16 protein-coding genes are annotated in these 13,960 nt (G+C 40.4%); 5 read left to right on the top strand and 11 right to left on the bottom strand.

The genetic code is table 11. The features are described from left to right. Positions 1 to 72: 72 nt before the first annotated feature. Both IEX94_RS00150 and IEX94_RS00145 read left to right on the top strand, forming a co-directional pair. Positions 73 to 261 (top strand): hypothetical protein, encoded by a 189-nt coding sequence (locus tag IEX94_RS00150; RefSeq protein WP_188855530.1) that lies wholly within the window; start codon positions 73 to 75, stop codon positions 259 to 261. Continuing rightward, a complete protein-coding gene (locus tag IEX94_RS00145) occupies positions 258 to 1,736 on the top strand; it encodes a sodium:solute symporter family protein (protein ID WP_188855529.1) in 1,479 nt (492 codons plus the stop codon). Before IEX94_RS00150 ends, IEX94_RS00145 begins: the two co-directional genes overlap by 4 nt. A gap of 32 nt (positions 1,737 to 1,768) precedes the next feature. Here the strand turns inward: IEX94_RS00145 and ybaK are convergent, their stop codons facing one another. The 5 genes from ybaK to IEX94_RS00120 all read right to left on the bottom strand — a co-directional run bounded on the left by ybaK (position 1,769) and on the right by IEX94_RS00120 (position 7,426). Beyond that, positions 1,769 to 2,242 (bottom strand): Cys-tRNA(Pro) deacylase, encoded by a 474-nt coding sequence (gene ybaK / locus IEX94_RS00140; protein ID WP_188855528.1) that lies wholly within the window; start codon positions 2,240 to 2,242, stop codon positions 1,769 to 1,771. A gap of 728 nt (positions 2,243 to 2,970) precedes the next feature. After that, positions 2,971 to 4,458 (bottom strand): sodium/proline symporter PutP, encoded by a 1,488-nt coding sequence (putP, locus tag IEX94_RS00135; RefSeq protein WP_188855527.1) that lies wholly within the window; start codon positions 4,456 to 4,458, stop codon positions 2,971 to 2,973. Between the two features lie 84 nt (positions 4,459 to 4,542). Then, on the bottom strand, positions 4,543 to 5,550 hold the full coding sequence (locus IEX94_RS00130) for a proline dehydrogenase family protein (RefSeq protein WP_188855526.1): 1,008 nt from the start codon (positions 5,548 to 5,550) through the stop codon (positions 4,543 to 4,545). Positions 5,551 to 5,806: 256 nt separating this feature from the next. Continuing rightward, positions 5,807 to 6,118: a YuiB family protein gene (locus IEX94_RS00125; protein WP_156856716.1), complete on the bottom strand. Its 312-nt coding sequence runs from the start codon at positions 6,116 to 6,118 to the stop codon at positions 5,807 to 5,809. Between the two features lie 87 nt (positions 6,119 to 6,205). Further along, on the bottom strand, positions 6,206 to 7,426 hold the full coding sequence (locus tag IEX94_RS00120; protein ID WP_188855525.1) for an NAD(P)/FAD-dependent oxidoreductase: 1,221 nt from the start codon (positions 7,424 to 7,426) through the stop codon (positions 6,206 to 6,208). Between the two features lie 290 nt (positions 7,427 to 7,716). Here IEX94_RS00120 and IEX94_RS00115 point away from each other — a divergent pair, with 290 nt between their 5' ends. After that, positions 7,717 to 8,709 (top strand): NAD(P)/FAD-dependent oxidoreductase, encoded by a 993-nt coding sequence (locus IEX94_RS00115; RefSeq protein WP_188855524.1) that lies wholly within the window; start codon positions 7,717 to 7,719, stop codon positions 8,707 to 8,709. A gap of 252 nt (positions 8,710 to 8,961) precedes the next feature. Here the strand turns inward: IEX94_RS00115 and IEX94_RS00110 are convergent, their stop codons facing one another. The 3 genes from IEX94_RS00110 to IEX94_RS00100 all read right to left on the bottom strand — a co-directional run bounded on the left by IEX94_RS00110 (position 8,962) and on the right by IEX94_RS00100 (position 10,399). Further along, the gene (locus IEX94_RS00110) at positions 8,962 to 9,645 is read right to left on the bottom strand and encodes a Crp/Fnr family transcriptional regulator (protein WP_229782508.1); all 684 of its coding nucleotides are present in this window, start codon (positions 9,643 to 9,645) and stop codon (positions 8,962 to 8,964) included. After that, positions 9,639 to 9,995 carry a HesB/IscA family protein gene (locus tag IEX94_RS00105; protein ID WP_188855522.1) on the bottom strand — a complete coding sequence of 119 codons (357 nt, stop codon included), beginning with the start codon at positions 9,993 to 9,995 and terminating at the stop codon, positions 9,639 to 9,641. Before IEX94_RS00105 ends, IEX94_RS00110 begins: the two co-directional genes overlap by 7 nt. Positions 9,996 to 10,066: 71 nt before the next feature. Next, positions 10,067 to 10,399, bottom strand: a complete 333-nt coding sequence (locus IEX94_RS00100) for a YuzD family protein (protein ID WP_188855521.1) — start codon at positions 10,397 to 10,399, stop codon at positions 10,067 to 10,069. Positions 10,400 to 10,568: 169 nt separating this feature from the next. On the opposite strand from IEX94_RS00100, the gene IEX94_RS00095 reads away from it, so the two are divergent. Then, positions 10,569 to 10,793, top strand: a complete 225-nt coding sequence (locus IEX94_RS00095) for a NifU family protein (protein ID WP_156856711.1) — start codon at positions 10,569 to 10,571, stop codon at positions 10,791 to 10,793. A gap of 55 nt (positions 10,794 to 10,848) precedes the next feature. On the opposite strand, the gene IEX94_RS00090 is transcribed toward IEX94_RS00095, so the two are convergent. Then, the gene (locus IEX94_RS00090) at positions 10,849 to 11,820 is read right to left on the bottom strand and encodes a YutH/CotS family kinase-like spore coat protein (RefSeq protein WP_188855520.1); all 972 of its coding nucleotides are present in this window, start codon (positions 11,818 to 11,820) and stop codon (positions 10,849 to 10,851) included. 90 nt (positions 11,821 to 11,910) lie between these two features. Here IEX94_RS00090 and IEX94_RS00085 point away from each other — a divergent pair, with 90 nt between their 5' ends. Further along, positions 11,911 to 12,423 (top strand): phosphatidylglycerophosphatase A family protein, encoded by a 513-nt coding sequence (locus IEX94_RS00085; RefSeq protein WP_188855519.1) that lies wholly within the window; start codon positions 11,911 to 11,913, stop codon positions 12,421 to 12,423. Between the two features lie 78 nt (positions 12,424 to 12,501). Here the strand turns inward: IEX94_RS00085 and IEX94_RS00080 are convergent, their stop codons facing one another. After that, positions 12,502 to 13,134: a helix-turn-helix transcriptional regulator gene (locus tag IEX94_RS00080; protein ID WP_188855518.1), complete on the bottom strand. Its 633-nt coding sequence runs from the start codon at positions 13,132 to 13,134 to the stop codon at positions 12,502 to 12,504. A gap of 15 nt (positions 13,135 to 13,149) precedes the next feature. Further along, on the bottom strand, positions 13,150 to 13,602 hold the full coding sequence (locus IEX94_RS00075) for a DUF86 domain-containing protein (protein ID WP_308425544.1): 453 nt from the start codon (positions 13,600 to 13,602) through the stop codon (positions 13,150 to 13,152). Positions 13,603 to 13,960 lie beyond the last annotated feature (358 nt).

The raw sequence follows: 13,960 nt of genomic DNA, 5'->3' as shown, positions 1-13,960 counted from the left end.
GTAAGGAATTCCCCACTGAATGAAGTTTCACTTTATAGTTTCTTATACTATTAAAAAGGAGGAATATCGACAATGAAAGAGAACGAAGGGGTTTATGCCATTATTATTACATGCTTGATTCTGATTGCTTTTGTTGTACCGTACACATTGCTTCCTAATGTCGAAAAGTGGTATGGCAGCTTTTTATTTTGGACGGTACTTACTGTAATTGTAATTGGCGTCAATTATTTATTAATTAGGGATTGGGGTAAAAAACAATGAATACGTCGTACGTTTGGTGGGCTGTTGCCATCTATATTATCATTTCTTTGTTCATTGCGTTTCTATCGCGTTCTGGCAAACAAAATGATATGGTCAGTTATTTCCTTGGCGATAGGAAACTCGGCGGAATCGTATCTGCACTCAGCTATAGTGCAACTACTTATAGTGCATTCATGCTTGTTGGTTTAGCCGGACTTACATACAGTGGCGGGGTTGGTGCGCTTGGATTTGAATTAATTTATCTGATGGGTGTTTCACTGATTGCCTTTTTTGGACCGCGTTTCTGGGTTGTCGGTAAAAAATATGGCTATGTCACACCATCCGAGATGCTTGGTGACCGCTATCAAGATAAAAGGGTGGCAGTCATCGTCGCATTAACAAGCTGTCTTTTCCTCATCCCCTATAGCGCAGTACAGCTAACTGGTGTCGGTTACTTACTTTCTGGTCTTACGAATAATGAAATAACCTTTTCAACCGGTGTATTGATTGCAACGATCATGGCAATTTTATTTTCTTATATTGCGGGAATTCGCTCCGTTGCCTGGACAGATTCCTTGCAAGCGATATTCATGATTATCACATCGACCGTTGTCGTTCTTGTTCTTATCAACGGGCTAGGAGGGTTCAGTAGTTTCTTCCAGACGCTGGAAACAGAACACCCAGCTTCATTAGCTGTTCCTGGCAACGGATTTTTTAATATTTTTACATTTATTGGAATGACCTTGCCATGGATGTTTTTCAGCCTTTCCAATCCACAGGTGAGTCAACGGTTATTCATGCCGTCATCTTTAAAGAACTTAAAAATTATGATTCTCGGATTTATGATCTTTGGACTCATTTATACGCTTGTTGCGATTTTTTGGGGCTTTTCAGCGACAATTATGTTCCCGAACCTTGACAATGTTGATATGGCAACACCATTGATTCTTTCTAGTGATCTCGTTCCACCAATTCTTGGAGTCATTGTGATGGTAGGAATTATGGCAGCAGCAATTTCAACGATTGATTCAATTTTACTGACCCTTGCATCCGTATTTGCGAAAGATGTGTATGGAAATCTGAGGAAACGGCCAACTGACCGTATGCAGCTACAGATTGGAAAATTCGTCATTCCTGTCATTGCTATCATTGCTTATCTATTTGCTGAAATGGAGTTAAGTATCATCGTACTCCTCTCCGTTGCCTCTTCAGCTGGTCTTATCATTGCGGTTCCAGCTATATTTGGAACGTTTTTCTGGAAACGAGGTACGGCCGCTGGAGTATTAGCAAGTGTTGGGGTTACGGGGGTTATTGTCATCTTTTTAGAAGCATTTCAATGGAAGCCGCTCGGGCTCGCTTCAGGGGTCTGGGGAATTATTTTATCCACGATTATTTTCATCGGTGTCAGCTTCGTTACGAAAGCACCAGAAGAAAAAGCCGAAGAATTCTTAACTACAGTAAAAGTTGCATTACAAAAAGAACGGAAAAATAATTAAACGGTCCTCATCTTGGGACCGTTTTTTCTAAATTATTCTGCTCGTAGGTCAGCATACGCCGCTTTGGTCATTTCTTTTAGATCTGCTGGAGAGAGTTCGACTTGGGAACCGCGTTTCCCCGCTGAAATGACGAGATATTCTAAGCCTTCTGCATAGGAATCAATGTATGTCGGATAGCTTTTCTTCATGCCAATCGGTGAACAACCGCCCCGTATATACCCTGTCGTCTTCTCCAAATCTTTCATTGGAAGCATGTCAATCTTTTTATTACCACTTACTTTGGCGAGTTTTTTCAAGTTCAGTTCATCTTGCGCACTAATAACAACAACGACTGGCCCTGTTTTATCTCCGACCGTTACGAGTGTTTTAAATACCCTATCAAGCGGAATATTCGTTTGACTCGCTGCAGTTTCCGCATCAAGGCTATCTTCCTTCCAAGCATACTCATGGATCTGATAAGCAATTTTTTCCTTATCAAGCAAACGATGAACATTCGTCTTCCTCATACAATCACTCTTTACTAATTATTAACTTAACTAACGTATCAAAAAAGTCAAAGCAGTCTAATCTTATCCCAGATCATGAATATTTAAACCTAATCATATTTTTATAAGGACTCTAATTCCTTTCATTCAGCTTAAGTGTGTGCAACCTCCTTCTGAAGGTCCGCAGTCCAGACACCTCTCGCTTTCCGCGGGCGGCTGGTGAGCCTCCTCGGGCTACCGCCCTGCGGGGTCTCACCAAGCCTATCGACGAACAGGAGGTTCTAATGCCGGCGTTGGTCACAGGACGTGACCGTTCTTAGCCGGCCTCCCGCAGGAGTCTCGAGGTGTCTAGACTGCTCCAAGGAAAGGCCAAATTTGGAGCACTACTTTTCATTTTAGTAAGAGGGCACCTATCGTGGTGGGATATTTTCCATTAATAATAACCCTCTCTGCCAGTTCAGTTGCCCGGTGGACGGTGACTCCTGCGGGAATAGCACGAGTCCGGAGACCCCGCAGGGCGGTAGCCCGAGGCAGACTAAGAACGCTCTCGTATGTGGCAACGTCTGCATTAGCACGTCCTGTGCGTCAAGGCTCAGCGCGGAGCCCGCGGAAAGCATCCGTACACCGGGCAGCTGAACGGCGATCAGAACGCCATAATTAGTGAATGAACCAGACACTTACGCTGAATAAAGGTAATCCGCGGTTTTATCAAATTTCACAAACCTACATTACTGTTAAAAATTAGATTGTTAATCATTTGATTGCTTAGCTAGTGCAACTGCTTCGTCAAATTCCGCCTCAATTTCAGGATTATGCTTATATGTTATTCGACTTACTACTATCGCAACTATCATAGCAAGGGTGAATCCTGGAACGATTTCATATAGAAAGCCGGATAAAACTTTTGAATTTCCCCAGACAAAGACCGTGATTGCCCCAACGACCATTGCCCAAAGCGCTCCAGCACTCGTGAACTTCTTCCAATACAAGGATAATAGAATGACCGGTCCAAAGGATGATCCAAACCCTGCCCATGCGAAGGCAACCAGGCTTAGAATCGTATCGTTTTGTTCCCAGGCAAAGTAGATTGCGATCAGCGCTATGAATAGCACTGCAATTCTCCCTAAATTAACATAGAACTTCTGGCTTGCTTCCTTCTTGAATACAACTTTATAAATATCCTCTACAAGTGCGGATGAAGATACTAGCAACTGCGAGGATACGGTACTCATAATCGCTGCAAGCACCGCGGCAAGCATCATTCCAGCAATAAACGGATGGAAGAGGATTTGACCTAAAATAAGAAAAACGGCTTCCGAATTTGATAATGTAACATCTACATTCTGCTGGAAGTATGCAGCACCGACGATACCTGTAGCTATTGCCCCGCCAAGTGATAGAACAACCCAGCCAAAACCTATTCGACGCGCTGTTCTTGTTTCTTGCGCAGATTTAATTGCCATGAACCTGATAATAATATGTGGCTGTCCGAAATAACCGAGACCCCAAGCTAACAGGGACACGACACCGGCAAAGGTAGCTGTAGAAAACAAATTAAAGACATCCGGGTTGAACGCCATCGCACTCGATGCTGTTTCTTTTAAGCCACCCGTTGCAAAGATACCAAAGATTGGAACAAGGAGCAGTGCTAAGAACATCATCGTTCCTTGTACAACATCTGTGTAACTTACCGCTAAAAATCCGCCGATGAATGTGTAGAGAATGGTGACCCCTCCAACAATCAATAATCCGGTCGTATAGTCATAGCCGAATGCACTCTGGAAAAACACTCCCCCTGCAACCATCCCGGAAGAAACATAAAAAGTAAAATAGAGCAGAATCACGATTCCAGAAACAACCCGTAAAACTTTCGCATTTCGTTTGAAACGGTTGTCTAGAAAACTCGGAATGGTTATAGAATTATTCGCCACTTGTGTGTAAGTCCGTAGTCTTGGTGCGACAATCTTCCAGTTTAACCAGGTACCTGTAGCTAAACCAATTGGCATCCAAATTTCCACAAGTCCGGCAACATAAAGTGCTCCAGGAAGTCCCATCAAGAGCCATTGGGACATATCAGAAGCACCAGCACTAAGCGCTGACGCTAACGGGCCGAGCTGCCGGCCGCCAAGCATGTAATCATCTAAGTTTTTTGTCTTTCGGAAACCCATTAGTCCAATCAAAATCATCCCGATAAAATATATGATGATGGCTAATAGCTGATACGTATAATCAGACATTTCATCTCTCCCCTTTTATGAAACTATAATGTATTCCTCCCATTTTATAGCCAGTTATCTAAAAAAAGACGAAAATTGTTATTTCTATTTGTTTTTGCGACTTCTCCTACCGGCAATAAATCCAAGTGTTGCGATCCCAGCTGCCCCAGCAACAACCGCCCCTGTTTTTAGTCTGTTATCTTCTGTATAAAAGGTATCTTTAAGTACGAGATTGATATTTTGCGGGCGCTCCGCTAGCCGGCGCATAAAATACCCATACCAATCATCACCAAACGGAATATACGTACAGAAATTATAACCTTCTTCGGCCAATGCATATTGCATCTCTACACGGAAGCCGTAAAGCATTTGGAATTCAAATTTTCTCTTATCAATCTGATGCTCTTCCACATATTTTTTTACCTTTTCTATCAAATTGTGATCATGCGTCGCAATCGATGTAAACGCATTCCCTTGCAATCTTATTTTTACCGCTTCCATGAAATTCGAATCAATATCTTCTTTTTCTTGGAAGGCTACTTCTTCAGACTCTTTATAAGCTCCCTTTACAATCCTTAGCCGCACATCTTCAAGATCCTTTAAATCATCCAATGTGCGGTATAAATAAGTCTGCATGACCGTTCCGACATTTTCATAGTCTTTATGAAGTTCCTTTACAATATCTAATGTCGGCTGGTAATGAATATATTTCTCCATATCAATATTTACAAAAATATCATATTCACTTGCTTTAGTAAGAATTTCCCGCATGTTCTCCATACAAAATTCTTTATCAATATCAAGACCGACCTGCGTTAATTTTACGGATACATGACCGTTCAGTCTCTCCTTATGAATATATTCAATTACTTGAAGGATTTGATTTTTTGCCGCTTCGGCTTCAGCCCTATCATTAACAAACTCCCCTAGATTGTCGAGCGTCACGGAAATACCGCGCTCATTCAATTCCTTGACCTTTTCAGCGGCCTGGGGCAAATCTGTACCAGCTACAAATTTCTCTGCACCTAGTCGGAATCCCCACCTTTTGGCATTGTCATTCAGAAATTGATTGTTCGATAAAGCAATGAAAAAGTCTCGAGTTAAGTTAACCATTGTTCATTCTCCTTTGTCTGTCATTCCATATGAAGTATTTACCTTTTAATGAGTGAAAGCACTTTCATTAAAGGGTATATTTTTTAAAAGCTAAATCTTATTATAACAAAATTTTTACAAACTAAGGCTAATAAAAGAAAAATTAAAATGGTAAATTTCTTCTTCAGAGAAATGCTGTAACTCTTTGTTTACCATCTATACAATATCCTAAAAACCACAGTGCACATGGACTGTGGTTTTTATCCAGTTATAATCATTAAAACATTTGGTATCCACTTCTTCTTAAAATACGAATTGTAAATCCCGAAACTATTGTACCGAGGAAACCGGCTCCCATAATAACATAGTCAGCAATTTTTAAAGCAGCAAGTGTATCTCCTAATAGTTTAAAAGATTCCGCTGTGTTCGTAAAATAATCAAATGTGGAAATGCCATCGATAATCATTATGGCAACAATTGGATATAGAATAGACATAAGCCAAGTTCTTCTTAAAAGCATATTTAAAATAAAAGCGATACCAAAGAAAATGACAAAATATAACATAATGGAAACTACTAGCTGTATCAATGATGTGACTCCCTTCGCTTCGTTAGATAACACCCACGCTTATTTTATAATAAATAGAAAGAAAAGCAAAGACATATAGCCTTTGCTTTACATATGGAAGAAATTAAATCTGCCTTTCTTCATTAATAGATGGATTCCTCCTAATTGGAGTAAGTATCTATTTAAATAAAGTTTCTTCATAATTGTCGCTCTCCACCCGAAATGCTGCCGACCGTTTAATGATATGGCAACACCGTCGGATGAGCCGAGTGAAGCAATGATCGCCTTCTTTCTTGATCGAAAGTGTAATAATGCTTTTTTATTAATTTGCGCTTTTATATTCCGAGCTGCAATTCCAGCAGAAGCAATTGCCGTTTCCGCATTCGCTGGGTATGGCCTTCCTGTTTCCGGATTCGTAATCAGTGCACAGTCTCCTAAGACATAGACATCGTCATAACCCGGAACGCGTAAATCGCTTTTAACCTCTACTTTTCCATTAACAGTCGGGATACTTGATTTTTCAAGCAATGAATTACCACGGACACCAGCAGTCCAGACGATTGTCTTTGCTGGGATTTCGACACGCTTTCCTTCCTTCTCATAGACAACACGATCTTGTTTCGATTCAACAATTTTAGCGTCCATTATAAATTCGACACCACGAGATTCAAGAGAGTTCATTGCATAATTTACAAATTCTTGCTTGCATCCTGGTAGAATAGTAGATTCACATTCTACTATAATGATACGGACCTGCGTTCGTTCCACATCATACTCACTGCCGAGCTCTGGAATCCGGTCAGCGAGTTCACCGGCATATTCAATTCCGGTAAATCCTCCACCTGCAATAACAATATTAATCCGTGCAGCATTCTTCTCTTCTTCGTTCGCATACTTGGCAAAGTTATATTCCAAATGTTCTCTCAAGACTCTTGCATTATTTAAATTTCCAATCGGAAAAATATTTTCATTTAAATTCGGATTTGTGATAGCTTCAGCTTCAAATCCTAGCCCAACGACAAGGATATCATAAGAAAGCTCCTGGTTTAGAAGCTTTACCTTCTTATTTTTCTCATCAATCATTGTTACTTCATCGATTACAAAGTTTATCTTATCTTGATTGATGATATCACGAATTGGAATCATTGTTCGCTCCGGCTTTAATGATCCTACCGCCGTTTCATGAAGCCAAGTCGTTTGATAATGGTAATCATGTTTATTCACGAGCGTAATATCTGCTTCATTCCGGCGCAATAACTTCTGTAATTTAGTAGCGGTCATAAGACCACTATATCCCGCTCCTAAAATTACGATATGTGGTTTATACATCTTTTTAAAACACTCCATCAGCCTTAGATTTACTTAAAATTACTTAAAATTTCTGTATAGAACTCGATAACAGATTGGCTATTTTTCGTATATACGAATTACATCATAAGATTATAACACAATTGTAATGAAAATAAAATGTAAATGTTACACGTTTGTTACAATAGAATTATTCACCTGCGAAATAAACCATTTTTCCTTTTGTTCATGAGCTAGATAGTAACGATTCGGTTTCGTTTTATGGTAGGATTAGATTGTTGATAATTATAGTACAGAGAGAGGGAATTCTGTTGTCTGAAGAACTTTATGATATAACAATAATAGGTGCCGGACCAGCAGGTTTGTTTACTGCTTTTTATGGTGGAATGCGTCAAGCGAAAGTAAAGATTATTGAGAGTTTACCACAAATCGGTGGACAGCTTGCAGCCCTTTATCCGGAGAAATATATATATGATGTCGCTGGTTTCCCAAAGATTAAGGCAGTTGATCTCATCGATAATTTAGAAGAGCAAGCGAAGTTCTTTGATCCAACAATCATTCTTGACCAGCAAATTGAAACAGTCGAACGATTGGCAGATGATAGCTTCAAGCTTGTCAGTAAGGGTGGAGACGTTCACTATACGAAAACAATTATTATTACAGCTGGAAACGGCGCATTTACTCCGAGACGTTTAAATATTGATAATAGCGAGGACTTCGAAGGAATTAACTTGCATTATCATGTTACCGATATGAACCATTTCAAGGATAAAAATGTCGTCATCCTTGGTGGTGGAGACTCCGCTCTCGATTGGAGCCTGATGCTCGAGAAATCCGCAAAAAGCGTAACGCTCGTCCACCGCAGAGACCAATTCCGCGCCCACGAAGCGAGTGTAGAACAGCTAAAAAATTCAGCGGTTGAAGTCATTACTCCATATGCAGCACAAGAAATAACAGCGACTGACCGGATCAATTCACTAACACTCCAGGAAGTGCGTGGAGAAAGTAAAATCACCCTGGATGTGGATGAGCTCATTTGTAATTACGGGTTCATTTCTTCCCTCGGTCCAATTAAAGACTGGGGACTGGAAATCGAGAAGAATAGTATTGTCGTCAACACAAAAATGGAAACAAATATTCCAGGCATTTATGCTGCTGGAGATGTGACAACCTACGATGGTAAAGTTAAATTGATTGTGACCGGCTTTGGTGAGGGACCAACGGCAGTCAACAACGCCATGCGCTATATGGATCCAAAAGCACGCGTCCAACCAAGACACTCCACCGACATGGCTATTTTCTAAATAACAAAGGCGTAAGCGCCCGTTTAGCAACGTACAAACTGGAGCACTTCGGAATGAGATAAAGGAAACACAACGAACGATAGTGAGTTGATGTTGACTTATCGATTGGAGGAGTGTGAAGTTTGATAGTTGCTGGGCGCTGGAGCCGGACGTGGCTAGCCCTAGATACCTAAGTTATCATAGCTTTTTTATCTATAGTTTTCTATACAATAAAAATCGGAGCCTAATCCTATATGAAGGAGGCTCCTTTTTCTATTCTAGTACTGCAACTTGTTTCAGTGCTTCTAGGTCCATTATTTTTATTTTCCGATGACCATCTTGCACAATCCAGTTGTTTGTCTGAAATGTAGACAGCCGTCTGCTTACTGTTTCTTGCGTTGTTCCTAAATAGGATGCAAGATCTTTTTTACTCATTGGAAGCACAATGTCCAGCTGCTTATTTTTTCCCACGAGTTCAACTAAATACGTAGCAATCCGCATTTCCACATCTTTCGAACTCAATTCTCCAACGAGCTTCTCAGTTTGGTCCAAACGCTTACTAAATTGCTCTAAGATTTTCAGTGCAATCGATGGGTGTTCCTTCATTAATAACTGCATCTCGTCCCGATGGATTGCACAGATCTCCGACTTTTCGATCGCTTCTGCATAGCTGTCCATTTCTTTCTTTGTGAAAATCGCCATTTCCCCCATGAACTCACCAGGTTCCAAGATACGTAATAATTGTTCTTTACCAGATTCAAAAACTTGGTAAATCTTCACTCTTCCCTGGTGGACGATGTATAAGTAATCCAATGGGTCGCCATCATGGATAATAATTTCCCCTTTTCGATAGTTCTTATGGGTACTTCTTTCAGCAATTTTAACCATTTCTTCATGCGTTAAATGGTTGAAGAATGGAACTTTCGCTACACAAAGTCTACTCGTGTCCTTTAACACTTTTCAACTGGTCCATCATATTCTTTCGGACGGAAAGATGAGCCGCAACCACAGGACAGTACAGCATTTGGATTATCGATACTGAATCCCCCACCCATCAAGTTTTCTTTAAAGTCAATCTTCGTCCCTTCGATAATAGGAAGGTCCTGGCTGAACAGGACGACTGGAATACCATTTATTTCTTCCACGACATCTAACTCTTCGTTGATTTCTTCATCAAATCCTAAGGAGTATGAAAGGCCGCTGCAGCCTCCACCTTGCACACCAAAACGAAGGCGTACCCCTTCCTCTTCATCCTGCATCATCTCTTTGATTTGAACGCTCGCCTTATCCGTTATTATAATTGACATATGCATTACCTCCTTCGGTCTCATTTTCCTTTAATTATACAAATGATAAATAATTTAAGCAATCGTTCTGTTTATATCTCCTCAACCGGCACGAGTCCCTTTGCTTCCAATGATTGATAAACTGTTTTCAAGCGGGGAATCCCCTCCGCGACCAAGTCCTCATCGACAAATACAATTGGCCAAAATAAATCTTCCTCAACGATTCGACGGACAAAGTCCTGGTGCTTCTCTTCTGTTTGTGGCTCATCTATATCGACATACTCATAAGTAATGGCATCTGTTCCATATTTCCGCCCGATTGCAGCTTGCAGCCATTCATACGTATCTTTTGAACCTGGTGCTCCTACACAACTGGCACAGAGCTGTTCCGCCCCGTAGATGGTAACTTTAACTTTTGCACTCATTGGCACGCCTCCTACCTCTCCTTGATTTATAAAAAGGGAGTTTCTTTCATTTTACAAAATAGAGAAGCAAAGGTACAATATAATTAATCGATAGAAGTTTTAAGTGTTACCAATAGATTCATTAGCAAATCCATTTTTTTACTAGTATGACGAAAGGGGGATGTGATTCATGCATGAGCAAGTACAAGAAGTTTTAAACAAATTACGTCCATTTTTGCTCCGTGATGGTGGAGATGTTGAATTAATAGATGTGGATGAGGACGGTATTGTCCTACTCCGTTTGATGGGTGCTTGTGGTAACTGCCCAAGTTCCACGATTACATTAAAAGCCGGAATTGAGCGTGCTTTAATGGCAGAAGTTCCAGGCGTTAAGGAAATTGAACAAGTATTCTAATGAGGCAGCGAACTAAAGCTGCCTTTTTTCTTTTTATGCCAAATCATAATTACCCTCATGAAAGCCAATCCGCCTCAACAAGCTCAAATGCTTCCTTATCGATTTCCATTTTCTCGTAAAAATTACGTAAGCGCTCTTCATATACTTCCTGCAATTTAATCATTTTATAAAGTCCAGCCTCTCCTGTTTGACTGTTTTCCCCATTGATCAATGGTTCCACCGCATCAAAAAAATGAATGGGAAAAAGTAAGCGCGCATAAATTAGTCGCCAGCTAAATACGGAAAGCGGCCTTATGGCCTGATAATCTCTAAAGAATTCATGCAATACATTGTCCGACTGTCCACTCAAAAGACAATTGCGGATATACTCAGCTATATCCCTGGCAGGATGATCGAAGCACAGCTCATCAGGCCAGATTACTTCACGTTCCACTTGATTATTGAACCGGAGAAAGGCTATTGTCCCTTGATCGACTTCCGTATAACGTGCTTCATTTTCTTCTGTTTCCCGCAGGTATTGAATAGCATTTTCACTCATACCTATAATATAGGGTAGAACATCAAAAATTGTTGGAGATACCGTTTCCTCTGTTGTGAGCTGAGCTATCCGTTCTTCAAATAAATTCAGCTTATCCGTCCAAAGGCGCTTCCATTCCCCATAACTTGAAATGGACTGGGGCTCATAATAATACGCGGAACCCGTTTCATGAAATAACGCTAAATTTCTGCCTAAGCTTTCTTTTACCGTATTCCGATCACTCACTTGATAAATTAAGTACGTAGATGTTTGATATTCTGTAAACCATTCTTCATTCATATTTTTAACAGGTAGCGCGATATGTCGGAAACCATTTTCCATTAAGTAGTAAGCAAGTACCGCTTGTTCCATCTGAATCATTTCAAGATTCCGGGATTCCATGTTAAAATAAACGAAACCGTCCGCAAGATATCCAGTTCTTCCATCAATCACCAATTTTTCTTCCGGATGTATTTGATAATAATTAGTTAACAACTCACGCAAAGACAAGTTAAGATCCTCCTCATAATGATATGGGTATACTTAAACTATATGAATAAGAAGAACTTAACTTAACCACTATTTGAAAAAGGTGATAAAATGAGTAAACATGTAAAGATAAGCGATTTAGAAAAGAAAGCCAGAGAGCTTCTTGAGAAACGGGGGGTAAAAATCGAGGATATTGCGGAACTCGTTTATTATTTGCAGTCAAGCTATCATAACGAGTTAACGATGGATGAATGCCGCTTCAATGTCAACCGTGTCCTCTCCAAACGAGAAGTGCAAAATGCTGTCATTACCGGTATTCAATTAGACGTTCTGGCGGAGAAAAAACTTTTGGACGAGCCTTTACTTGAAACGATCGTTACAGACGAAAGCTTATACGGCATTGATGAAATTATTGCCCTTTCGATTGTAAACGTTTATGGATCAATCGGGCTTACCAACTACGGCTATATCGACAAACAGAAACCAGGGATTTTAAAAAAGCTGAATGACCATTCAACTGGCAGCGTCAACACATTCCTTGATGACATCGTCGGTGCAATCGCAGCAGCGGCATCCAGCAGACTCGCCCACTCCACCGTCGACCCCGAAAGTTTAATTGACTAGAAAAACGCAAGCGCCGTTACAGGCTAAGTATGCGCGCGGAGCGGATGTTTCTTTGCAATAAAAAAGATGATTGCGCGATCAATCATCTTTTTTTGGTGCTTTTATAACCCACTTACATACATGGGCACCAGTTGTAATATATCCTTCTGGCCTTACTTCACTTTCATCGAATACATGATTATACATTATTTTTTCATTGGAACAGACGTGACGGTACTCTTTAGCAATGTTAACAATAGGACAATTATAATTCGTTAATATATAATCCCCATCTGATGTTTCCTCAATATCTATCATATAGCCAGCATCGTTCTGCATCTCAACAAGGGCATGCACCTTCTCATCAAAGTTCTTTCCATCTAGCTTCTCAAGCAATTGCCCCTGCTCTCTTTCCATCCGTTTATATAACAATGCCTTCACCGATTCGGGACCTTGCAGTTCCTCCAAATCCTGTAATAATTCAACCGGTAATTGTTCATATTGGTTTGGAAACTGACCATGTCCTTTTTTAGTGAGCTCATATGTATAATAAGGACGACCAATCTCTTGTTTTTGCTTTTTCTTTTTAACAAGCTCTTGGTTTTCAAGTTCATGAAGATGTTTACGCACTGCGGGTTCCGAGATTGTGAAAAACTTCATTAATTCATCCATCGTGATTGCCTTATTCTTTTTTAAGATCACAATGAGTCTTTCCTTCGTCGTTTCTTTCATCTTCATCACCTTTGCTTATTCTTTTAAGAAAGCATTTGCGACACCAAGTTCATTCTTCAAATATGCCTGAATATGTGAGCTAAAACCGTTAAGCATCGGAAGACACTCAGCGATCGTTTCATCCAGCTGCACTTCATCCACATTCACATAGTCCGTGACGAGATTCTTTCTCAACGAGATAAAATTTTTATAAGCTACTTCGTGTTCGGCTGGAATTACTTTTTCATCTACAAGGATATCGATAATATCTTCGTAACTTCCCGGATCTCGCATAATAAATCCGTCAATCATCATATTCCCAACATCAAGTGTGGATTCGATTAAGATATGAACAATTCGCTCTTTGCCAAGTTTTTCGATTGGTGAATCAAATGATTCATTTTCTAATAAATTAAGTAAATGATCCATATATGTTAAGTTTTCTTCTATCTTTTTCCGGTCGACAAAATACATACTATGCCCCTCCATTATCTTTCTTCCCCTTTAATCATACCATATAAATTGGGATTTTGGAGGGAAAATGCTATAGTTAATGTAATACACTCAACTTTCACACCTTAACAACCAAATACTTTCATTCAGCGTAAGTCCTCAACTCTCTTTCCGGGGTCCGCAGTCCAGACACCTCTCGCTTTCCGCGGGCGGCTGGTGAGCCTCCTCGCGGGCAAGCCCGCTGCGGGGTCTCACCTAGGCCTATCCTCCCGCAGGAGTCTCGAGGTGTCTGGACTGCTCCCAGGGAAGACCGAATTTGGAACACTAATTTCGTTTCAATAGAGCAATATTCGCTAAGATGGAATAATTTCCATTAAGAATAATCTTCCGCACG

Origin of the sequence: Oceanobacillus indicireducens, from assembly GCF_014647195.1 — a bacterium.
Classification (GTDB): domain Bacteria; phylum Bacillota; class Bacilli; order Bacillales; family Amphibacillaceae; genus Oceanobacillus; species Oceanobacillus indicireducens.
This window is presented reverse-complemented; position numbering and strand designations above follow the sequence as displayed.